Source organism: Acidovorax cavernicola (assembly GCF_003581445.1).
The window spans coordinates 19,828-40,449 of the sequence record NZ_QXMN01000029.1 but is presented as its reverse complement, the minus strand read 5'-3'; the positions used below and the strand labels follow the sequence as shown (position 1 = coordinate 40,449).

Below are 20,622 nucleotides of genomic sequence, written 5' to 3'. Positions count from 1 at the left end.
GAACATGAATCGAACCCTGACCGCGGCCGCACTGGCGGCATTGCTCGCGGCCCTTCAAGGCTGCGCTTCGCCCGGCGCCGCCATCGACAAGGATGCGCAGGCGCGCGCGGCGGCCGAGAAGCCGTCGCCGCCGAAGGCTGAGGAGTTTCCCGCGCCGGGCAACGCCAAGTGGAAGCAGGGCGCTTTCCCGGGCACCGAGAAGTTCCAGCGCGTGCGCGCCGGCATGGGCAAGGACCAACTGCGCGAGCTGCTGGGCTGGCCGCATTTCAGCGAAGGGCTGTGGGGCGTGCGCGAGTGGAACTACCTCTTCCACTTCTACACGGGCAAGGGCAGCGACTACGTCACCTGCCAGTACATGGTGCGCTTCAACGGCGATGAGCTGATGACCGGCGGCTGGTGGAAGAACCCCGACTGCGCGTTGCTCGCGCAGCCGCCGGCGGCCACGCCGATTCCGGCCAGCACCAAGCTGGCGCCGCCGCAGAAGGTCACGCTCAACGCGGACGGCCTGTTCCGCTTCGACGGCGCCTCGCTCTCCGACCTGCTGCCCGCAGGGCGTGCGCGGCTGGAGCATCTGGCGCGCGAGCTGCGCAGCAACTTCAGGTCGCTGCACTACATCGTGGTGACCGGGCACACCGACCGGCTGGGCAGCGATGCCTACAACGAGGCGCTGTCGCTGGAGCGCGCCAACACCGTGCGCGAGCTGCTGGTGCAGCAGGGCCTGGACCGCAAGCAGATCCGCACCGTCGGCATGGGCAAGCGCCAGCCGGTGGTGTCCGACTGCGAAGGCTCCCAGCGCTCGCCGGCGCTGCTGCAATGCCTGCAGCCCAACCGGCGGGTGGAGCTCGACGTCGCAGGGGAGCAGTGACGATGAACGCGCCCGCTCCCTCGGGCTACCGCATCGCCCTGGTGGATTCCGACGCGCTGCAGCGCGCCTGCACCGGCAACTCGCTGACGGCGCTGGGGGCCGACTTCATTCCGTTCGTGCGCATCGCCGACCTGATCCAGGTGCTGGAGGTCGGGCAGCGCTTCGACGGCGTGATCATCGGACTGCACGCCGATGCGCAGAAGACGGTGGCGCGCGTGCCCGCCATGCACCAGGCCGCCGACTGGAGGCTGCCGTTGCTGTACCTCACGCACCGCTCGGAGCTGGAGAGCGTGGAAGCGGTGCCGGTCGCGGTGCGCGCGCAGCGCTCCTTCGAGCTGCTGCTGACGCCCGTGGCGAACGAGGACCTGGGCGCCTGGCTGGCTTCGCTGGACAACCGGCTGCGGCCGGCGCGGCTCGTGCGGGTGGGTGTCGACGCCTGATGCGCCTTCGGGCCCTCGACCCGGGGGCCCGGGGCCCGGCCCGTTCAGGGGCCGGGCCTGTCAGAAATTCACGGCAAGGGCGGCATGACGTCGGCCGCCTTGTCGCGTGAACTCCCTCTCCTTGATCTGTCCGGGGGCGGGCGACACCGGAATCAGCTGGTAGCCCCGCTTGTAGACCGCGCGCAGCACGAACCCGTTCTCGGCGCACAGGTTCAGGCGCTTGCGGATGTTGGCCGCGCACACGTCGAGCACGCGCGTGCCTTCGTAAGGCGTGGTCTTGTCCCAGATCGATTGCCACAGCCAGTCGCGCGTGATCACCTGCCCGGCGTTGCGGAACAGGGTCACGGCAAAGGCGTACTGGCGCGGCTGCAGGCGGATGCGCCGGTCGCCCAGCAGCACCGTGTGGGCCATGTCGAGAAACTGATAGGGGCCCCAGCTCGTCGTGTGGAGGTGGGTGGTCTGCGCCGCATGCCGGGCGCGCAGCAGCAGGGTGCGCATGCGCCAGGCCAGTTCGTTCATGGCGCCTTCGACGCCGGCGCCATGCAGTTCGATGAAGTCGTCCCAGCCCGGTGCGTCGCGCCACGGCATGAGCTGCTCCCAGCGCTTGTCGCGCACGATGAGCAGCGTCGGGATGTTCAGTGCCCGGCAGGCGGCAAAGAGGCTGCGGGAGGCCAGTTCGTTGTCGACCATCAGGAGCAGGATATCGACCTGCCGCCCGCAGTCCAGCGAGGACAGGAAGTCGGACAGTCTCGTGAACGGGATGGCCTCGTAGCCCAGCCGGGGCAGGCTGTGCAGCAACGGCCCTCCGATTTCACCCTGCTCGTCGAGCAGGGCCACGCGTGCGGTGCCCAGCATGGTTCAGTCCGTCTTCCTGCCGTCCCGGACGGCCAGCACGACGATGCCCACGGCGCAGGCGGCGAACAGGAGGCCCGACGGGACGGAGCCGATGGTGCCCATCAGCCAGCCGTACAGGTCGGTCAGCATGCCGATGAGCCGGTTGCCGCTGCGCTGGCGGCTCAGGTCGTTGGCAATGAATGCATTGAACGACAGCACGGCAAAGACCAGCGCCACAAAGCCAGCCACGATCCACTTCACGATGTTCTGCTCCCTTTTTCCCCGGCGCGGCGCAAGCGGGCTGCCCGGGTCTCTGGATGCTAGCCGGGGCCTCGGGGCAGGAGTCTGATGAATTCTTTCGGCGTCGTTTGCCTGGGCGGGGCGGGCATCGACGGCTGGAAAAGGCCCGGAAATTTATTTTTTCCGGTTTTCTTCGCGCGTTGCCTCTTTTGCAGGCACCGCGTTGCAGGCCCCGCCGGGCAACGGTTTGGCGCGCTGCGCACAAGGTTTTCCACAGCGTTGTCCCCGTGGAACTGGGAGAACCCGTCATTTCGGTGTGGTAGGGGCGACGGAAGGCGCTGCGGCGGGCAAAAAAATACCCGCCGGAGCGGGTATCTCGAGATGCGCCCTGAGGGCGCGCTCTAAGGCAAACAGAGAGCTCTTCTTCTGCGGCCCTGTTGCGTGACAGCGAATCCATCGTCGGCGACGACGGGCGTCCAGCATGTCAGCGGAAAAATGTCGTAACCGTAGGACAAGTTAAAAAGTGTGAAGAATTTGGCAGTTTTTGGGGCTGGATGGGTACCGTCCGCCCGCACGATCGTTCGGAAGTGTCGGTGTTGTCTGACAACCCGGGCGGGGCGCCGGCCCTAAATTTTGAGGACTCGCTTCTAGTGCGGGTTCTCTGTGCGTGACAGCAATCCAGAGATTCAGCCCAGCATCGAGCTGGGTTTTTTTTGCCCGTCTTTTCGGTGCGTTCGGCCTCTCAGCGCAGGAAGACGTGCTCCATGAACTGCCGGATCGGGTACTGGATCACCGTCTGGACCCGGGCCGGCAGCTCCAGCGGCCGCATCAGCATCTTGAGCGTGGTGCCGGGGCTCAGGTTCGTGCGGATTGTGCTGTTCATGCGCGCGCTGAGTTGCTGAATGTAGGCGGCGTCGTCGGCCCGGTGGGGCGCGCGGGCCTTCACCACGTGGCGGATGGCGCAGTCGGCGTCCTCGCTTTTCAGCTCCAGCGTGCGCCGGCCGATGGTGCCCATCACGCGGAAGCGGTTCAGCCGCTCCTGGGCGCGGTAGCGGCGGAAGAACCGGTAGAAGTGCTTGTAGTGGTTGACCTCGTCGGTCGCGATGCGGGTCGCCAGGTCGCGCAGCACCGGCTCGGTGGTGCTGCGGGCCATGGCGCGGTAGTAGGTGGCGGTGCCGGTCTCGACCACGCAGCGGGCGGTCATTTCCAGGGCGCGGGTCGGGGCCAGCAGCTCGACCTTGCAATAGGTGGCGTACTCCGCCAGGAAGCCGCGGTAGGCGGTGTCCCATTCGAACTCCGGCCACACGTGCCGCACGTAGGCGCGCAGGGCCTGGCCGTGCTGCAGCTCTTCCTGCTCCCAGTGATTGGACAGCCACCCGGTGACTTCGTCGTCGCCCCGGAAGAAATCGACCAGGTTCTGCGTGTACAGGTCGGAGCCGCTCTCGATGAAGGAGGCGGACGCCACCAGGTAGAAGAGGTTTTCGTCCGTGCGCACCTGCTCGCGTGCGATGCGGGAGAAATCGAGGTCTTCGATCTTCCAGTGTTCCGACGCCTGACCTGCCATGCGTGCTCCTTGATTCATGGAATGCCGATGAAAACAGGGGCGAAACAGGCTACGGCCGGGGAGGGCGAGCGCCGCTTCAGCCGCCCATGTTAGCCCCGGCTCCCGGATCACGGTGAGGGCAAGATGAGGGCGGCGCGGCATGGCCCCGGGCCGGCTCGGGCACCATGGGCAAACCTATAATCGATTGTTCAAGCAAATCAAGCAGTTAGGCCGGTTCAACGCAGTGGTTTCGACGCAGGGTCGCCATCGCCAGGCCGCCCCACCGCAGACGAAATCCAAAAGATGAGCCAGCCCAGCCAGCCCACATTCACGGTCGCGGACATCCGCAAGACCTTCCTCGATTTCTTCGCCTCCAAGGGCCACACCGTGGTGCCTTCGAGTTCGCTGGTGCCGGGCAACGACCCGACGCTCATGTTCACGAACTCCGGCATGGTCCAGTTCAAGGACGTGTTCCTGGGCGAAGACAAGCGTCCCTACGTGCGCGCCGCCTCGGTCCAGGCCTGCCTGCGCGCCGGCGGCAAGCACAACGACCTGGAGAACGTGGGCTACACCGCCCGCCACCACACTTTCTTCGAGATGCTGGGCAACTGGAGCTTCGGCGACTACTTCAAGCGCGATTCGCTGAAGTGGGCCTTCGAGCTGCTGACCCAGGTCTACAAGCTGCCGGCCGAGAAGCTCTGGGCCACCGTCTACATCGAGGACGACGAGGCCTACGACATCTGGACCAAGGAAATCGGCCTGCCGCCCGAGCGTGTCGTGCGCATCGGCGACAACAAGGGCGGCCGCTACATGTCCGACAACTTCTGGATGATGGCCGACACCGGCCCGTGCGGCCCGTGCTCCGAGATCTTCTACGACCACGGCCCCGAGATTCCCGGCGGCCCGCCCGGTTCGCCCGACGAAGACGGCGACCGCTACATCGAGATCTGGAACAACGTGTTCATGCAGTTCGACATGCAGCCCGACGGCTCCGTGAAGAAGCTGCCCGCACCCTGCGTCGACACCGGCATGGGCCTGGAGCGCCTGGCCGCGATCCTGCAGCACGTGCACAGCAACTACGAAATCGACATCTTTGACGCGCTCATCAAGGCCGCCGCCCGCGAGACCGGCACGAGCGACCTGTCGAACAACTCGCTGCGCGTGATCGCCGACCACATCCGCGCCACCTCGTTCCTGGTGGCCGACGGCGTGATCCCGTCGAACGAAGGCCGCGGCTACGTGCAGCGCCGCATCGTGCGCCGCGCCATCCGCCACGGCTACAAGCTGGGCCAGAAGAAGCCCTTCTTCCACAAGCTGGTGCCTGACCTCGTGAAGCTCATGGGCGACGCGTATCCGAAGCTGGTGGCCGACGAGAAGCGCATCACCGACACGCTGAAGGCCGAGGAAGAGCGCTTCTTCGAGACGCTGGCCAACGGCATGGAAATCCTCGACGCGGCGCTGGCCGGCGATGCCAAGGTGCTGCCGGGCGATGTCGCCTTCAAGCTGCACGACACCTACGGCTTCCCGCTCGACCTGTCGGCCGACGTGTGCCGCGAGCGCGGCCTGAGCGTCGACGAAGCCGGCTTCCACGCCGCCATGGAAAAGCAGAAGGCCGCGGGCCGCGCCGCCGGCAAGTTCAAGATGGACCGCAACGTCGAGTACGCCGGTGCGGGCAACACCTTCACCGGCTACGACCACCTGGAAGAAAACGCCAAGGTCGTCGCGCTGTACCTCGACGGCGTGGCCGTCAACGAACTGAAGGAAGGCCAGAGCGGCATCGTGGTGCTCGACACCACGCCGTTCTATTCGGAGAGCGGCGGCCAGGTCGGCGACCAGGGCGTGCTCGTGGCCGAAGGCGTGCAGTTCGGCGTCGAAGACACGCAGAAGATCAAGGCCGACGTGTTCGGCCACCACGGCACGCAGACCCAGGGCACGCTGAAGGTCGGCGACGCCGTGAAGGCGGCGGTCGACACCGCGCGCCGCGCCGCCACCATGCGCAACCACTCGGTCACCCACCTGATGCACAAGGCCCTGCGTGAAGTGCTGGGCGACCACGTGCAGCAGAAGGGTTCGCTGGTCGACGCCGACAAGACCCGCTTCGACTTCGCGCACAACGCACCCGTCACGCGCGAGCAGATCACCGAGATCGAGAAGCGCGTCAACGCCGAGATCCTCGACAACGCACCCACGCAGGCCCGCGTGATGGACCTCGAATCGGCCCAGAAGACCGGCGCCATGATGCTGTTCGGCGAGAAGTACGGCGAGACCGTGCGCGTGCTGGACATCGGCACCAGCCGCGAACTGTGCGGTGGCACCCACGTGGGCCGCACGGGCGACATCGGTCTGTTCAAGATCGTCAGCGAAGGCGGCGTGGCCGCCGGCGTGCGCCGCATCGAAGCGGTCACGGGCGCCAATGCGCTCGCTTACCTGCAGGACCTCGAATCGACCGTGCAGAGCGTGGCCGCCACGCTCAAGTCGCCGGCCGCCGAGCTGCAGGGCCGTCTCTCGCAGGTGCTCGAGCAGGTCAAGACGCTCGAACGCGAAGTGGGTGCGCTCAAGGGCAAGCTCGCGTCGTCCAAGGGCGACGAACTCGTGGCGCAGGCCGTGGACGTCAACGGCATCAAGGTGCTCGCGGCCAAGCTCGACGGCGCCGACGCCAAGACGCTGCGCGACACCATGGACAAGCTGAAGGACAAGCTGAAAACCGCCGCCATCGTGCTGGCCGCCGTCGACGGCGACAAGGTGCAGATCGCGGCCGGCGTCACGGCCGACAGCATCGGCAAGGTCAAGGCCGGCGAACTGGTCAACTTCGTGGCGCAGCAGGTCGGCGGCAAGGGCGGCGGCAAGCCCGACATGGCCATGGCCGGCGGCACCGATGCCGCGGGCCTGCCGGCCGCGCTGCAATCGGTGCAGGGCTGGGTCGCCCAACGCACCTGATCCAGCGTCTGAGGCTCCTCCCGCTCACTTCTCACACAGCACTTCATGTCCGACGCGATCCCCGGTGAAGTGCTCGTGATGGGGGCGGGCACCATCGGTTGCTTCATCGGTGGCAGCCTGGCCGCAGCGGGCGTGCCCGTCACCTTCGTCGGCCGTCCGCGTGTGCTCGACAAACTCGCGCGCCACGGCCTCACGCTCACCGACCTCGACGGCGCCCGGCACAAGCTGGCGGCGCCCACACTGCGGCTGTGCGAGCAGGTGCCGGTGGGTGCCCGACCCGCACTGGTGCTGCTGTGCGTGAAGAGCGGCGCCACTGCCGAGGCGGCGCGCGAACTGGCCTTTGCCTTGCCGGCCGGCACCACGGTCGTCTCGTTGCAGAACGGCATCTCGAACAGCGCCGCGGCAGGGCAGGCCGGGCCTTCGCTGAACATCCGCGCCGGCATGGTTCCGTACAACGTGGCGGAGATCAGCGACGGCGCCTTCCATCGCGGCACGCCCGGCCGCCTGGCCGCGGAAGACGACCCCACGCTGCGCCACTGGCTGCCCGTGTTCGAGCGCGCCGGCGTGCCGCTCGACCTGCATGCCGACCTGCTGCCGGTGCAGTGGGGCAAGCTGCTGCTCAACCTCAACAACCCGGTCAACGCGCTGTCGGGCCTGCCGCTGCGCGAAGAGCTCATGCAGCGTGGTTACCGCCGCTGCTTCGCAGCGCTGATCGATGAAACGCTGGGCGTGCTGCGTGTGAGCGGCATCGCGCCCGCGCAGGTGGCGGCCGTGCCGGCACGGCGGTTGCCGGGTCTGCTGCGGCTGCCCGACTGGCTGTTTCGCATCGTCGCGGCGCGCATGCTGCGCATCGATGCCAAGGCCCGCTCCAGCATGGCCGACGACCTGGCACTGGGCCGTCGCACCGAGATCGACGCCTTGAGCGGCGAGGTGGTGCGGCTGGCGCAAGACCGCGGCCTGAGCGCCCCGCGCAACGCGCGCATGGTCGCGCTGCTCGAGGCCTGGCCGCAGGACCCCAAGCGCTGGACCGCGCGCCAGCTGCAGGACGCCCTGGGCCTGTAGCGCCGTCGAACCTGCGCTACCGCGCACCCGCATTCCCCCGAAGGGCGGCCCGAAATGGCCGCCCTTTTTCACTGGCGCGCGCCTCCCACATGGGATGCTCCTAGGGTTTTTACTTAGTCACGAAGTTGTCTTCGTCGGTATTCTCGCGGTGTTCCATTAATAAATCGTTGTTTCTTTAGTGAAGCAAACCTTCGATTCCACGGACCCACGATGACACACACACGTCGCTTCGCCATCGCCGCCGCCATGTCCCTGGCGGCCGCTTGCGCTTCCGGGCTTGCCTGGGCCGCAGACACGTACCCCAGCAAGCCGATCACGCTGGTCGTGGCCTATCCGGCGGGCGGCGACACCGACGCCCTGGCACGCCTGTATGCCGAGAAGCTCTCGGCGCGCGTCGGCCAGCCCGTGGTGGTCGACAACCGCCCCGGCGCCAGCGGCATCATCGGCAGCGCCTTCGTGTCCAAGGCCGCGCCCGACGGCTACACGCTGCTGCTCGCGCCCAGCACCTTCTCGATCGCGCAGCTGGTGCTCAAGACCGGCAGCGGCTCGGGCTACGACGTGCTCAACGGCTTCACGCCGATCGTGCAGACCGGCAACCTGCCGCTGTTCCTCGTGGCCAGCGGTGGCAAGGGCTACACGGGCCTGAAGGACGCGGTGGCCGCGGCCAAGGGCGGCAAGTCGCTGAGCTACGCCAGCCCGGGCAGCGGCTCGCCGATGCACATCCTGGGCGAGATGTTCGCCCGCGCCTCGGGCACCAGCCTGGCGCACGTGCCGTACAAGGGCGTGGCGCCCGCCGTCAACGACGTGCTGGGCGGCCACGTGCCGATCACCTTCATCACGCTCGGCCCGGTGGCGCCCTACATGCCCAACGGCAAGATGGTCCCGCTGGCCGTGGCCTCGCGCGAGCGTTCGCCGCTCGCGCCCAAGGTGCCGACTTTCGCCGAGCTGGGCTACAAGGACGTGGAGCTGACCGCGTGGAACGGCCTGTGGGGCCCGCGCAACCTGCCGCCCGAGATCGTCAAGACGCTCAACGGCCACTTCAACGAAATCCTGAAGATGCCCGACATCGTCGCGCGCATGGCCGTGCTGGGCACCACGCCCGTGGGCGGCGATGCCGACGTGCTCGCCAAGACCAACGCCGCGGACTTCGCGCGCTTCGGCAAGGTCATCAAGGAACTCGGTATCCAGGCCGACTGAACCTCACCCAACCCGACGCGACACCCGCCATGACCGACCTCAAAGCCATCGCCGATCCCTCCAGCCTGCAGGCCCTGCTGGCCGAGATGCCCGCCAACCTGCTGGCCGGCCGCCGCGTGCTCGTGACCGGTGGTGCGCGCGGCCTGGGCCTGGCGTTCGCGCAGTGCATCGCCGCGGCGGGTGCGAGCGTGGTGCTGGCCGACATCCTCGGCGAGCTGGCCGAGACCGAAGCCAAGGCGCTGCGCGATGCGGGCCGCACGGCGCACGCACTGGTGATCGACCTGTCGGACCCGGCCTCGATCGAAGCGGGCGCCGCAGAAGCGGTGCGCCTGCTCGGCGGGCTCGACGGCCTCGTCAACAACGCCGCCATCACCAACTCGGGCGGCCGCGACGCGCACCAGCTCGAGATCGACATGTGGGACCGCGTGATGAACGTCAACGTGCGTGGCAGCTGGCTCATGGGCCGCGCCTGCCGCCCCGCGCTGGCCGCGAGCGGCCGTGGCGCCGTCGTCAACCTCGCGTCGGACACGGCGCTGTGGGGCGCACCCAACCTTCTGGCCTATGCGTCGAGCAAGGGTGCCGTCATCTCCATGACGCGCTCGCTGGCGCGCGAGTGGGGGGGCGACAACATCACCGTCAACGCCGTGGCGCCCGGCCTCACGCTGGTCGAGGCCACCGAGTACGTGCCGATGGCGCGCCACCAGAAATACCTCGAAGGCCGCGCCATCCCGCGCGAGCAGCAGGCGGCCGACGTCTGCGGCGCCACCGTGTTCCTGCTGTCCGGCCTGTCGCGCTTCGTCACCGGTCAGCTGCTTGCCGTCAATGGCGGCTTCGCGATGCACTGAACGACTTTTTCTTTCGATCAAGGAACCAAGGAGTAACCCATGAGCGATCTGTCCGAACAACAGAAGATCAACACCGCCGCCGCCAGCACCCTGGCGCAGCCCGAAGGCAGCAGCCTGGCCGAGTGGATGAACACCCGCATCGCGCGCTATGAAACCCGCAAGTACGACTGGGACGCGCTGAAGTTCCAGGCCGACTTCGACCCCAAGTTCCGCCGCGCGCAGATGCGCTACGTGGGCACCGGCGGCACCGGCGTCGCCGCTGACGTCAACACCGTGCCCTCGGAGCACTTCACCTTCTCGACCATGGTGATCCCGGCCGGCCATGAAGGCCCGCCGCACCTGCACACCGACGTGGAGGAAGTGTTTTTCCTGATCCGCGGCAAGCTCAAGGTCGTCATCGAGAAGGATGGCGAGCGCTTCGAAACCATCATGACCGACCGCGACCTGATCTCGGTGCCGCCCGGCGTGTACCGCGAAGAGATCAACATCGGCGACGAAGACGCGCTGATGTGCGTGATGCTCGGTGCCAAGAAGCCGGTCACGCCGACGTACCCGGCCGACCACCCCCTCGCCAAGATCAAGCGCTGAGCGAGAGCGAGCAGGCTATGAGCATCACCGACCTCCAGGCGCAGACCCTGCCGGCTTCCGAGCTGGCGCGGCTCGACGCACGCTTTCCGGCCCGCGACGTCGCGGTCGGCGGCGGCGCGGTGGTGTCGGTGCGCGAATGCGGGCAGGGCCCGGTGGTCGTGTGCCTGCATGGCATCGGCTCAGGCGCTGCTTCGTGGCTCGACACCGCGGCACTGCTGGCGCCGCAGGCCTGCCTTATCGCCTGGGACGCACCGGGCTACGGCCGCTCGACGCCGCTGGCGTCGGCCGCACCCACCGCCGCCGATTACGCCGAGCGCCTGGACGCGATGCTCGACGCCCTCGCGATCCGCTCCTGCGTGCTGGTCGGCCATTCGCTGGGCGCCATAGTCGCCGCGTCGGCCGCGCGCAAGGATTCGAGCGCCAGCGCGCGCATCCGCCGCCTCGTGCTCGTGAGCCCCGCCGTCGGCTACGGCGCTGCCGGGCGCATCGATGACCGCGCCAAGGTGCGCGCCGAACGCCTCGCCACGCTCGACGAACTCGGCATTGCCGGCATGGCCGCCAGGCGCGCGGGCCGGCTCGTGTCCGACGGCGCTTCCGAGCACGCCCGCCAGTGGGTGCGCTGGAACATGGCCCGCCTGAACGACCACGGCTACCGCCAGGCCGTCGAGCTGCTGTGCAACGCCGACCTGCTGGCCGACCTGCCGCCGCCGATGCCCGTGCGCGTGGCCTGCGGCGCGCTCGACGTCGTCACGCCGCCGGCCGCTTGCGAAACCGTGGCGCGCCGCTGCGGCGTGCCCCTCGAATTGGTGGACGATGCGGGTCACGCCGGCTATGTGGAACAACCGCAGGCCGTCGCCGCACTGCTGCGCGAAGCGCTCGCCAGCTGAACACGACAACCGAGACAACCCCGAGGACTTTCGAGATGGCCACCAACGACAACGAAGTGATGGAAGAGGGCGCCGACCGCTACAACGTGCCCGCGCTCGAGCGCGGCCTGCGCCTGCTGTGCGAGTTCAGCCGCGAGAGCCGCACGCTCTCCGCGCCCGAGCTGGCGCGCCGTTTCGACCTGCCGCGCTCGACCGTCTTCCGCCTGCTGACCACGCTGGAGAACATGGGCTTCCTCGAGCGCACCGAAGGCGGGCGCGACTACCGCCTGGGCCTGGCCGTGCTGCGCCTGGGTTTCGAATACCTGGCCTCGCTGGAGCTCACGCAGCTGGGCACGCCACTGCTCAACCGCCTGTGCGACGAGCTGCGCACGCCGTGCAACCTCGTGGTGCGCGACGGCCGTTCCATCGTCTACGTCGCCAAGGTCGCACCGGCCACGCCCTTCGCCAGCTCGGTCACGGTGGGCACGCGCCTGCCGGCCCATGCCACGGTGCTGGGCCGCATCCTGCTCGAAGACCTCACGCTGCCGCAGCTGCGCGCGCTGTACCCCGAAGACAAGCTCGAGACCTTCTCGCCGAGCACGCCCAAGACCGTGAACGAACTGTTCGACATGGTGCAGGCCGACCGCCAGCGCGGCTATGTGCTGGGCGAGGGCTTCTTCGAATCGAACATCTCCACCATCGCCGCGCCGGTGCGCGACCACAGCGGCCACATCGTGGCGGCACTGGGCGCCACCATCACCTCGGGCCACATCGACGAGAACCGCATGGACGAGATGGTGCAGCGCGTGCGCGGCACCGCCGACGAGATATCGGGCCTGCTCAATTATTCGCCAGCGCGCGCCAACAAGGTGGTTCCGCTGCGCAGCGCCTGACGGCGAACGCTTTCCGATCGACAGACCATGACGACCTCCGCCCCTTTATCCTCCTTCTTCGCCGCCGACGCACTGGCCGGCCGCGTGGCCGTGGTCACGGGCGGTTCGTCGGGCATCGGCCTGGCCACCGTCGAGCTGCTGCTCGGCTGCGGCGCCGCCGTGGCGCTGTGCGGCCGCAATGCCGAACGGCTCGATACCGCCGTGGCCGGGCTGCGTGCCCAGTACCCGAACGCCAAGCTGTTCGCACAGACCTGCGACGTGCTCGATGCCGCCTCGGTGCGCGCCTTCGCCGCCGCCAGCGAGGCCGCGCTCGGCCCGGCCTCGATGCTGGTCAACAACGCAGGGCAGGGGCGTGTGTCCACCTTCGCCGACACCGACGATGCGGCCTGGATGGAAGAGCTGAACCTGAAGTTCTTCTCGGTCATCCACCCGACGCGCGCCTTCCTGCCGCAACTCGCGGCGCAACGCGCGGCGCTGGGCGATGCTTCCATCGTCTGCGCCAACTCGCTGCTGGCACGCCAGCCCGAGCCGCACATGGTCGCCACCTCGGCTGCGCGCGCCGGCCTGCTGAACCTCGTGCGTTCCATGGCCACCGAGTTCGCGCCGCAGGGCGTGCGCGTCAACGGCATCCTGATCGGCCTGGTCGAATCGGGCCAGTGGCGCCGCCGCTTCGAGGCGCGCGAAGACAAGTCGCAAGACTGGGCCGCCTGGAGCCGCCAGCTCGCCACCACCAAACACATCCCGCTGGGTCGCCTGGGGCTTCCGACCGAAGCCGCGCGCGCGATCCTTTTCCTTGCTTCACCGCTCGCGTCGTACACGACCGGCAGCCATATCGATATTTCCGGAGGCCATTCACGCCATGCATAACCCCAACAACACCGTCACGGTCGGCGCCGTCGTCGCCGCCTTCCTCGAGCAGTGCGGCGTCAAGGCAGCCTTCGGCGTGATCTCGATCCACAACATGCCGATCCTGGATGCCTTCGCGCAGCGCGGTACGGTGCGCTTCATCTCGGCGCGCGGCGAGGCCGGCGCGGGCAACATGGCCGACGCCTATGCGCGCTCCACCGCCAGCCTGGGCGTGTGCATCACCAGCACCGGCCCGGCCGCGGGCAACATCGCGGGCAGCATGGTCGAGGCCCTGACCGCCGGCGCGCCGCTGCTGCACATCACCGGCCAGATCGAGACGCCGTACCTGGACAAGGGCATGTCGTACATCCACGAGGCGCCCGACCAGCTCACCATGCTCAAGGCCGTGTCGAAGGCCGCACTGCGCGTGCGCAGCGTCGAGACGGTGCTGGGCACGCTCAAGCGCGCGGTGCAACTCGCGATGACGGCGCCGACCGGCCCGGTCAGCGTGGAGATTCCGATCGACATCCAGTCGGCCCTGACCACCATGCCGGCCGACCTGTCGCCGCTGCCCATCGAGCGCGCCGTGCCCTCGGCCGCCGGCCTCGATGCACTGGCTTCGCGCTTGGCAGCCGCAAAACGCCCGCTGCTGTGGGTCGGTGGCGGTGCCCGCCATGCCCGCGCCGCCATCCAGCGCCTGCAGAAGCTGGGCTTCGGCGTGGTCACGACCACGCAGGGCCGTGGCACGGTGCCTGAAGACGACGCCGGCTCGCTCGGTGCCTACAACATCCAGAAGCCTGTCGAGGCCTTCTATCAGACCTGCGACGCGATGCTCGTGGTCGGTTCGCGCCTGCGCGGCAACGAGACGCTCAAGTACGAACTGAAGCTGCCGCGCCCGCTGTACCGCATCGACGCCGACGCGGCTGCCGAAGGCCGTTGCTACGCCTCGGAAGCCTTCGTCTGCGGCGATTCCGCGCTGGCCCTCGAAGGCCTGGCCGACCGCCTCGAAGCCGCGAAGTACCAGGCCGACCCGCAGCTGCTGGTCGATCTGCGCGCCGCGCACGACCAGGCCGTGGCCTCGCTGCGCGACGGCCTCGGCCCGTACGCTGAACTCGTGCGCCAGCTGCAGTCGGTGGCCGGCCGCAAGTTCAACTGGGTGCGCGACGTCACCGTGTCCAACAGCACCTGGGGCAACCGCGAGCTGCGCGTGTTCGAGCCCAGCGCCGGCGTGCACGCCACGGGCGGCGGCATCGGCCAGGGCATGCCCATGGCCATCGGCGCGGCCATCGGCGCGGCGGTGACGGGCTCGGGCCGCAAGACCTTCTGCCTGGCCGGCGACGGCGGCTTCATCCTGAACCTGGGCGAGCTGGCCTGCATGGTGCAGGAGAAGGCGCCCATGGTCATCGTGCTCATGAACGACCAGAGCTACGGCGTCATCAAGAACATCCAGGACGCGCAGTACGGCGGTCGCCAGTGCTACGCCGAGCTGCACACGCCCGACTACGACCTGCTGTGCAAGTCGATCGCGCTGCCGCACGCCCGCGTGAAGGACCTGGCCGACCTGCCGGCGCGTCTGGACGAAGCCCTGAAGGCCGACGGCCCGTTCCTGCTGGAGATCGACATGCTCTCGATCGGCGGTTTCAAGACCACCTTCGCCGGCCCGCCGACGAACACCATCACGCAGATTCCCGCCCTCGGCGCGGCCAAGTGAGCCAGAGCGGAGCCCCACGCATGACCGCCATCACGCGCATCGCACTCGTCGGCTGCGGAGCCATCGGCACCTCGGTGCTCGAACTGCTGCACGGCGATCCCGCCCTGAAGGTGGTGGCCATCGTCGTGCCGGCCGAAGGCGTCGCCGCCGCGCAGAAGGTCGCGCCCGACGCGCAGGTCGGCAGTGCGGTGCCCGCGACTGGCATCGACCTCGTGGTCGAGACCGCCGGCCACGCCGCCATCGAAGAACACGTGCTGCCTGCGCTGGCACGCGGCACGCCCTGCGTGGTCGCTTCGGTCGGCGCGCTGTCGGCCACGGGTTTCGCCGAGAAGCTCGAAGCCGCCGCCGTCGCCGGCAAGACGCAGGTGCAGCTGATTCCCGGCGCCATCGGCGGCATCGACGCGCTGGCCGCGGCCCGCATCGGCGGCCTGGACAGCGTGCGCTACACCGGTCGCAAGCCGCCGCAGGCCTGGAAGGGCACACCGGCCGAGCAGGGCCGCAACCTCGACACGCTGGCGCAGGAAACCGTGATCTTCGAAGGCAGCGCGCGCGAAGCGGCCTTGCTCTATCCGAAGAACGCCAACGTGGCGGCCACCGTGTCGCTCGCGGGCCTGGGCCTGGACCGGACGCTGGTGCGCCTCATTGCCGACCCGGCCACCACCGAGAACGTGCACACCGTCGAAGCCGAAGGCGCCTTCGGCAGCTTCGCGCTCACCATGCGCAACAAGCCGCTCGCGGCCAACCCCAAGACCTCGGCCCTGACCGTGTACAGCGCCGTGCGTGCGCTGCGCAACCGCGTCGCGCCCCTCGCCATCTGAGTCACCCCATGATCTCCACCGAACTCCTTCCGATCTGCATCGCCGGCGAATGGCGCCTGGGCGGCGGCGACGTCTACGAAAGCCTGTACCCGGCCACCGGCGAGCCCATCGCCCGCCTGAAGGCCGCGAGCCTGGCCGACGTCGAAGAGGCCATTACCCGCGCCGATCACGCCTTCCGCACCAGCGGCTGGGCCCAGCGCCTGCCGCACGAGCGCGCCGCCGTGCTGCACCGCGTGGCGCAGCTGATCCGTGAAGAAGCCGAATCGCTCGCGCAGAAGCAGCGCCTGGACAACGGCAAGCCGATCAGCGAAACGCGCAACCTCGTGGCCAGCGCCGCGGGCACCTTCCAGTTCTTTGCTGCCGCGCTCGAAACGCTCGAAGAAACCATCACGCCCTCGCGCGGTGCCTTCGTCACGATGAGCGTGCACGAGCCCATGGGCGTGGTCGCGGCCATCACGCCGTGGAACTCGCCCATCGCCAGCGAAGCCCAGAAGCTGGCGCCCGCGCTGGCCGCCGGCAATGCGGTGGTCGTGAAGCCCGCCGAAGTCACGCCGTTGATGGCGCTGGAACTGGCGCGCATCTGCGAGCAGGCCGGCGTGCCCAAGGGCATCGTCAGCGTGCTGCCGGGCAAGGGCTCGGTCATCGGCGACGCGATCACCAAGCATCCGCTGGTCAAGCGTGTGTCGTTCACGGGCGGCACCACCACGGGCAAGCACATCGCCCACATCGCGGCCGACAAGATGATGCCGGTGTCGCTCGAACTCGGCGGCAAGTCGCCGACCATGGTGCTCGACGATGCCGACCTCGACCACGCAGTGAACGGCGTGCTCTACGGCATCTTCAGCTCGTCGGGCGAGTCGTGCATCGCGGGCTCGCGCCTGTTCGTGGCGCGCGGCATCTACGACGAGTTCCTCACGCGGCTGGCCGAAGGCGCCAACGCACTGCGCGTGGGCGACCCGGCCTCGGAGCGCACGCAGATGGGCCCGCTCATCACGGCCAAGCACCGCGAAGGCATCGAGCGCTATGTGGACCTGGGCGTGTCGGAAGGCGGCCGCATCCGCACCGGCGGCGTGCGCCCGCACGGTGCCGACTACGACAAGGGCTACTTCTACCAGCCGACCATCCTCGAAGGCCTGACCAACAACGCCCGCATCAGCCAGGAGGAAATCTTTGGCCCGGTGCTGGTCGCGATGCCTTTCGACAACGAGGAAGAGCTGATCGCGCAGGCCAACGACAGCATCTACGCGCTGGCGGCCGGCGTGTGGAGCCGCGACTTCAAGCGCGCCTGGAAGCTGGGCCGCGCGGTGCAGGCCGGCACGGTCTGGGTCAACACCTACAAGCAGTTCTCGGTCTCGACGCCGTTCGGCGGCTGGCGCGACAGCGGCCTGGGCCGCGAGAAGGGCCGCGAAGGCATCTTCCAGTACATGGAGCAGAAGAGCATGTACTGGGGCACGAACGAACAGCCCCTGCCTTGGGCGAACTGAACGAGAGCGAAAAGATCATGAGCGTACTTGGCATCGACCAGATCACCTACGGCGCGGACGACCTGCCCGCCTGCCGCCAGTTCTTCCAGGACTGGGGCCTCGCACTGAAGTCGGAAGCCGCCGACGAACTCGTCTTCGAGTGCCTCAACGGCTGCAAGGTCGTCGTTGCGGCGTCGGACAAGCCGGGCCTGCCGCCCGCGATGGAAGAGGGCCCGACACTGCGCGAAGTGGTGTGGGGTGTGGAAAGCGACGCCGACCTGGACCGCTACGCCGCCGCCATCGCACAGGACCCGGCCTTCATCGACAGCACGGTCGACGGCGCGCGCCGCATCGGCTGCACCGATCCCAACGGACTGGCCGTGCGCCTGCAGGTCAGCCGCAAGCGCGCGGTCGAGGTCGACTGCGGCGCGATGAACACCTGGAACGCCAAGCCGCGCGTGAACCAGCCCGCGCCGATCTACGAGCGCGCCACGCCGATCGAGGTGGGCCACGTCGTGTTCTTCGTGAGCGACGTGAAGGGCACGAGCGCGTTCTACGCGCAACGCTTCGGCTTCGTCTCGTCCGACGGCTATCCGAACCGCGGCGCCTTCATGCGCTGCGCACCCGAGGGCGGCCACCACGACCTGTTCCTGCTGCAGATTCCCTCGGGCAAGCGCGGGCTCAACCACGTGGCCTTCACCGTGCGCGACATCCACGAGGTGTTCGGCGGTGGTCTGCATTTCTCGCGCTGCGGCTGGGAAACCCAGTTGGGCCCGGGCCGTCACCCGGTGTCGTCCGCCTACTTCTGGTACTTCAAGAACCCGGCCGGTGGCCTCATCGAGTACTACGCCGATGAAGACCAGCTCACCGCCGACTGGCAGCCGCGCGAGTTCGAGCCCGGTCCCACGGTGTTCGCCGAATGGGCCGTCGATGGCGGCCTCGATGGCAACACGCGCCGCCAGAAGAACGCGGAAGGCCCAAAAGGCGCTTTCCTGACGGAAAAGAAGTGAATCCGGTGACCTCCATGCAACGACGTCTTTCCTTCTCCCTGATGGCTGCCGCAGCGCTGGCCATCGCCTTGCCCGCACATGCACAGAGCGATGCACAGAAGCAGCTGTCGAGCGACCGCTTCACCATCGTCTCGCCGTTCCCGCCCGGCGGCCCGGTCGACACGCTGGCCCGCGTGCTGTCCGACGGCCTGGCCAAGCGCTACGGCCAGGCGGCCGTGGTGGAGAACCTGGTGGGCGCGGCCGGCAACATCGGCATCGACAAGGTCAAGCGCGCGAAGGGCGACGGCCACACGCTGCTCGTGGTGCCCGCCGGCAACCTCACGATCAACCCGACGCTGATGCCGAACTTCCCGTTCAACATCGAGAAGGACTTCGTGCCCGTCACCATGCTCGCCAAGGCGCCCAACGTGCTGGTGGCCGCGCCGGCCTCGGGCATCAAGAGCGCGAAGGAACTGGTGGCAATGGCCAAGGCCAAGCCCAACACGCTGTCGTATGCCTCGCCCGGCGTGGGCAGTGGCCTGCACCTGGCGGGCGAGCTGTTCAAGCAGCAGGCCGGCGTCGACCTGCTGCACGTGCCGTACAAGGGCACGGCGCCGGCGCTCAACGATGTGCTCGGTGGCGCGGTGCCGCTGATGTTCAGCAACCTGCCCGCGACCATGCCCTTCATCAAGAACGGCAAGCTCGTCGCACTGGGCGTGACCGAAGCCAAGCGCAGCGCCGCCGCACCCGACATTCCCACGCTGGCGGAGCAGGGCATCCAGGGCGTGACCGTGACCTCGTGGTACGGCCTCTTGGCCCCCAAGGGCACGCCGCCCGCCGTGGTCGAGCAGCTCGCGAAAGATGCGGCCGACATGCTGGCCCAGCCCGACGTGCGCGAACGCCTGAAGGCCCAGGGCATGACCGACGCGGCCATGAAGCCGGCCGAGTTCGCCAGCTACATCCGAGACGAGACGGCGGTGTGGGCCAAGATCATCAAGGCCCGCAACATCGTGGCCGAGTGAGCCACGCACAACAACAAGCAGAGACAGACACCATGAACACAAGCGAATCCACCATCGGCATCGTCGGTGCCGGCATCGGCGGCCTGGTCGCCGCCATCGCACTGCGCCGCGCGGGGCACGACGTGGTCGTGTTCGAGCAGGCCAAGCAGTTCGCCCGCGTCGGCGCCGACATCAACCTCACGCCCAACGCCGTGCGCGCACTCGACGGCCTGGGCGTGGGCGAGGCCGCCCGCGTGACGGCTGCGCGCCCGTCGCACCGCATCAGCCGCACCTACGACAGCGGCGAGGAAACCTCGCGCCTCGAAATGGCCGACTCGGCCGAACAGCGCTACGGCGCGCCGCAGCTCACGATCCACCGCGCCGACCTGCTGGCCGCACTGGCCGACATGTTCCCCGCCGAACGCGTGGCGCTGGGCAAGCGCGCCGAGACCATCGCCGCCGACGACAAGGGCGTGACCCTGTCGTTCAGCGACGGCACCAGCGCCCGCGTGGGCGTGCTGATCGGCGCCGACGGCATCCACTCGGGCGTGCGCACCGCGATGTTCGGCGCCGAGAGCCCGCGCTTCACGGGCATCGTCGCCTACCGCGCCGTGGTGCCCGCCGAGCGCGTGGCCGGTGTGCCCAACCTGGGCGCCTTCACCAAGTGGTGGGGCCCGAACCCGCAGAGCCAGATCGTCACGTTCCCGCTGAACCGCGGCAAGGACATCTTCATCTTCGCCACCACGCCGCAGGACACCTGGCACCTGGAGTCGTGGACCGCGCCGGGCAGCGTCGACGAGCTGCGCGAGCAGTACGTCGCCTACCACCCCGAGGCGCGCGCGCTGCTCGATGCCTGCGACACGGTGCTCAAGACCGCGCTGTACGAGCGCGACCCGATGCCCGCCTGGGCACAGGGCCGCATGGCGCTGCTGGGCGATGCCGCGCACCCGATGCTGCCTTTCATGGCGCAGGGCGCCGGCATGGCCATCGAAGACGCCGTGGTGCTGTCGCGCCACCTCGACGGTGTGGCCATGGCCGACATTCCCGCCGCGCTGCAGGCCTACCAGACGGCGCGCATCGAACGCGCCAGCCAGGTGCAACTCGGCTCGCGCGGCAACAACTGGCTGCGCGAAGGCGGCAACGCCGACTGGGTGTACGGCTACGACGCCTGGGCCGTGCCGCTGGGCGTGCCGGCGCAAGGCGCCGTCGCTGCCGCTACCGCCTGAACCTTTTTCTCCCCCTCGCTCCACGGAGGCTCACGATGCAACAAGACCGCTTTCTCCAACCGCACCAGGCGCGCCAGCGCCCCGCGACCACCTACGAAGACCTGCTGGGCGACGTGATCGAACGCGCCTACGCCGACGGCATCCATGACCTGGCCGGCCTGGTGCAGCGCCTGAACGACAGCGGCCTGGCCACGCCGGGCGGCCTGGCGTGGACCGAAGCGCTGTACAGCAAGGAAATGGCCGCGCTGGCCGCCTGAG

20 protein-coding genes are annotated in these 20,622 nt (G+C 68.7%); 17 read left to right on the top strand and 3 right to left on the bottom strand.

Features of this window, described 5'->3' with window-relative positions:
• Nucleotides 1-4 precede the first annotated feature (4 nt).
• Complete coding sequence (locus tag D3H34_RS21110; RefSeq protein WP_119556235.1) at nucleotides 5-865, top strand: OmpA family protein; 861 nt, start codon at nucleotides 5-7, stop codon at nucleotides 863-865.
• Between the two features lie 2 nt (nucleotides 866-867).
• Nucleotides 868-1,305, top strand: a complete 438-nt coding sequence (locus tag D3H34_RS21105; RefSeq protein ID WP_119556205.1) for a hypothetical protein — start codon at nucleotides 868-870, stop codon at nucleotides 1,303-1,305.
• Nucleotides 1,306-1,365: 60 nt separating this feature from the next.
• Here D3H34_RS21105 and D3H34_RS21100 read toward each other — a convergent pair whose 3' ends face one another.
• The 3 genes from D3H34_RS21100 to D3H34_RS21090 form a co-directional block, all read right to left on the bottom strand.
• Nucleotides 1,366-2,160, bottom strand: coding sequence for a winged helix-turn-helix domain-containing protein (locus D3H34_RS21100; protein WP_119556204.1), 795 nt, complete (start codon nucleotides 2,158-2,160; stop codon nucleotides 1,366-1,368).
• A 3-nt stretch (nucleotides 2,161-2,163) separates the two neighbouring features.
• Nucleotides 2,164-2,400 carry a hypothetical protein gene (locus D3H34_RS21095; protein WP_119556203.1) on the bottom strand — a complete coding sequence of 79 codons (237 nt, stop codon included), beginning with the start codon at nucleotides 2,398-2,400 and terminating at the stop codon, nucleotides 2,164-2,166.
• A 721-nt stretch (nucleotides 2,401-3,121) separates the two neighbouring features.
• A complete protein-coding gene (locus tag D3H34_RS21090) occupies nucleotides 3,122-3,943 on the bottom strand; it encodes a ferritin-like domain-containing protein (protein ID WP_119556202.1) in 822 nt (273 codons plus the stop codon).
• 282 nt (nucleotides 3,944-4,225) lie between these two features.
• On the opposite strand from D3H34_RS21090, the gene alaS reads away from it, so the two are divergent.
• The 15 genes from alaS (at nucleotide 4,226) to D3H34_RS21015 (ending at nucleotide 20,621) form a co-directional block, all read left to right on the top strand.
• Nucleotides 4,226-6,859 carry an alanine--tRNA ligase gene (gene alaS, locus D3H34_RS21085; protein ID WP_119556201.1) on the top strand — a complete coding sequence of 878 codons (2,634 nt, stop codon included), beginning with the start codon at nucleotides 4,226-4,228 and terminating at the stop codon, nucleotides 6,857-6,859.
• Nucleotides 6,860-6,904: 45 nt separating this feature from the next.
• A complete protein-coding gene (locus D3H34_RS21080) occupies nucleotides 6,905-7,921 on the top strand; it encodes a 2-dehydropantoate 2-reductase (RefSeq protein WP_119556200.1) in 1,017 nt (338 codons plus the stop codon).
• Between the two features lie 210 nt (nucleotides 7,922-8,131).
• Nucleotides 8,132-9,118 (top strand): Bug family tripartite tricarboxylate transporter substrate binding protein, encoded by a 987-nt coding sequence (locus D3H34_RS21075; RefSeq protein WP_119556199.1) that lies wholly within the window; start codon nucleotides 8,132-8,134, stop codon nucleotides 9,116-9,118.
• 29 nt (nucleotides 9,119-9,147) lie between these two features.
• On the top strand, nucleotides 9,148-9,963 hold the full coding sequence (locus D3H34_RS21070; protein ID WP_119556198.1) for an SDR family oxidoreductase: 816 nt from the start codon (nucleotides 9,148-9,150) through the stop codon (nucleotides 9,961-9,963).
• Nucleotides 9,964-10,002: 39 nt separating this feature from the next.
• Nucleotides 10,003-10,551 carry a cupin domain-containing protein gene (locus D3H34_RS21065; RefSeq protein ID WP_119556197.1) on the top strand — a complete coding sequence of 183 codons (549 nt, stop codon included), beginning with the start codon at nucleotides 10,003-10,005 and terminating at the stop codon, nucleotides 10,549-10,551.
• Nucleotides 10,552-10,568: 17 nt separating this feature from the next.
• Nucleotides 10,569-11,438 (top strand): alpha/beta fold hydrolase, encoded by an 870-nt coding sequence (locus tag D3H34_RS21060; RefSeq protein ID WP_119556196.1) that lies wholly within the window; start codon nucleotides 10,569-10,571, stop codon nucleotides 11,436-11,438.
• Between the two features lie 35 nt (nucleotides 11,439-11,473).
• The gene (locus D3H34_RS21055; RefSeq protein WP_119556195.1) at nucleotides 11,474-12,310 is read left to right on the top strand and encodes an IclR family transcriptional regulator; all 837 of its coding nucleotides are present in this window, start codon (nucleotides 11,474-11,476) and stop codon (nucleotides 12,308-12,310) included.
• Nucleotides 12,311-12,337: 27 nt separating this feature from the next.
• A complete protein-coding gene (locus D3H34_RS21050) occupies nucleotides 12,338-13,177 on the top strand; it encodes an SDR family oxidoreductase (protein WP_119556194.1) in 840 nt (279 codons plus the stop codon).
• Nucleotides 13,170-14,867 (top strand): thiamine pyrophosphate-binding protein, encoded by a 1,698-nt coding sequence (locus D3H34_RS21045; RefSeq protein WP_119556193.1) that lies wholly within the window; start codon nucleotides 13,170-13,172, stop codon nucleotides 14,865-14,867. The genes D3H34_RS21050 and D3H34_RS21045 overlap by 8 nt, the downstream gene beginning before the upstream one ends.
• Before the next feature lie 20 nt (nucleotides 14,868-14,887).
• On the top strand, nucleotides 14,888-15,685 hold the full coding sequence (locus tag D3H34_RS21040) for an aspartate dehydrogenase (protein ID WP_119556192.1): 798 nt from the start codon (nucleotides 14,888-14,890) through the stop codon (nucleotides 15,683-15,685).
• An 8-nt stretch (nucleotides 15,686-15,693) separates the two neighbouring features.
• Nucleotides 15,694-17,169 carry an aldehyde dehydrogenase gene (locus D3H34_RS21035; RefSeq protein ID WP_119556191.1) on the top strand — a complete coding sequence of 492 codons (1,476 nt, stop codon included), beginning with the start codon at nucleotides 15,694-15,696 and terminating at the stop codon, nucleotides 17,167-17,169.
• A gap of 17 nt (nucleotides 17,170-17,186) precedes the next feature.
• Nucleotides 17,187-18,158, top strand: a complete 972-nt coding sequence (locus D3H34_RS21030) for a VOC family protein (protein ID WP_119556234.1) — start codon at nucleotides 17,187-17,189, stop codon at nucleotides 18,156-18,158.
• A gap of 14 nt (nucleotides 18,159-18,172) precedes the next feature.
• The gene (locus D3H34_RS21025; protein ID WP_119556190.1) at nucleotides 18,173-19,159 is read left to right on the top strand and encodes a Bug family tripartite tricarboxylate transporter substrate binding protein; all 987 of its coding nucleotides are present in this window, start codon (nucleotides 18,173-18,175) and stop codon (nucleotides 19,157-19,159) included.
• A 32-nt stretch (nucleotides 19,160-19,191) separates the two neighbouring features.
• The gene (locus D3H34_RS21020) at nucleotides 19,192-20,364 is read left to right on the top strand and encodes an FAD-dependent monooxygenase (protein ID WP_119556189.1); all 1,173 of its coding nucleotides are present in this window, start codon (nucleotides 19,192-19,194) and stop codon (nucleotides 20,362-20,364) included.
• Nucleotides 20,365-20,399: 35 nt separating this feature from the next.
• Entirely contained in the window at nucleotides 20,400-20,621 is a 222-nt protein-coding gene (locus tag D3H34_RS21015) for a recombinase-like helix-turn-helix domain-containing protein (RefSeq protein ID WP_119556188.1), read from the top strand.
• Nucleotide 20,622: the final 1 nt, after the last annotated feature.

What these genes read in the sequence shown, in the direction of transcription:
- D3H34_RS21110 (WP_119556235.1), top strand. Translation starts at nt 5, where the DNA reads ATGAATCGAACCCTGACCGCGGCCGCACTGGCGGCATTGCTCGCGGCC.
- D3H34_RS21105 (WP_119556205.1), top strand. Translation starts at nt 868, where the DNA reads ATGAACGCGCCCGCTCCCTCGGGCTACCGCATCGCCCTGGTGGATTCC.
- D3H34_RS21100 (WP_119556204.1), bottom strand. Translation starts at nt 2,160, where the DNA reads ATGCTGGGCACCGCACGCGTGGCCCTGCTCGACGAGCAGGGTGAAATC.
- D3H34_RS21090 (WP_119556202.1), bottom strand. Translation starts at nt 3,943, where the DNA reads ATGGCAGGTCAGGCGTCGGAACACTGGAAGATCGAAGACCTCGATTTC.
- alaS (WP_119556201.1), top strand. Translation starts at nt 4,226, where the DNA reads ATGAGCCAGCCCAGCCAGCCCACATTCACGGTCGCGGACATCCGCAAG.
- D3H34_RS21080 (WP_119556200.1), top strand. Translation starts at nt 6,905, where the DNA reads ATGTCCGACGCGATCCCCGGTGAAGTGCTCGTGATGGGGGCGGGCACC.
- D3H34_RS21075 (WP_119556199.1), top strand. Translation starts at nt 8,132, where the DNA reads ATGACACACACACGTCGCTTCGCCATCGCCGCCGCCATGTCCCTGGCG.
- D3H34_RS21070 (WP_119556198.1), top strand. Translation starts at nt 9,148, where the DNA reads ATGACCGACCTCAAAGCCATCGCCGATCCCTCCAGCCTGCAGGCCCTG.
- D3H34_RS21065 (WP_119556197.1), top strand. Translation starts at nt 10,003, where the DNA reads ATGAGCGATCTGTCCGAACAACAGAAGATCAACACCGCCGCCGCCAGC.
- D3H34_RS21060 (WP_119556196.1), top strand. Translation starts at nt 10,569, where the DNA reads ATGAGCATCACCGACCTCCAGGCGCAGACCCTGCCGGCTTCCGAGCTG.
- D3H34_RS21055 (WP_119556195.1), top strand. Translation starts at nt 11,474, where the DNA reads ATGGCCACCAACGACAACGAAGTGATGGAAGAGGGCGCCGACCGCTAC.
- D3H34_RS21050 (WP_119556194.1), top strand. Translation starts at nt 12,338, where the DNA reads ATGACGACCTCCGCCCCTTTATCCTCCTTCTTCGCCGCCGACGCACTG.
- D3H34_RS21045 (WP_119556193.1), top strand. Translation starts at nt 13,170, where the DNA reads ATGCATAACCCCAACAACACCGTCACGGTCGGCGCCGTCGTCGCCGCC.
- D3H34_RS21040 (WP_119556192.1), top strand. Translation starts at nt 14,888, where the DNA reads ATGACCGCCATCACGCGCATCGCACTCGTCGGCTGCGGAGCCATCGGC.
- D3H34_RS21035 (WP_119556191.1), top strand. Translation starts at nt 15,694, where the DNA reads ATGATCTCCACCGAACTCCTTCCGATCTGCATCGCCGGCGAATGGCGC.
- D3H34_RS21030 (WP_119556234.1), top strand. Translation starts at nt 17,187, where the DNA reads ATGAGCGTACTTGGCATCGACCAGATCACCTACGGCGCGGACGACCTG.
- D3H34_RS21025 (WP_119556190.1), top strand. Translation starts at nt 18,173, where the DNA reads ATGCAACGACGTCTTTCCTTCTCCCTGATGGCTGCCGCAGCGCTGGCC.
- D3H34_RS21020 (WP_119556189.1), top strand. Translation starts at nt 19,192, where the DNA reads ATGAACACAAGCGAATCCACCATCGGCATCGTCGGTGCCGGCATCGGC.
- D3H34_RS21015 (WP_119556188.1), top strand. Translation starts at nt 20,400, where the DNA reads ATGCAACAAGACCGCTTTCTCCAACCGCACCAGGCGCGCCAGCGCCCC.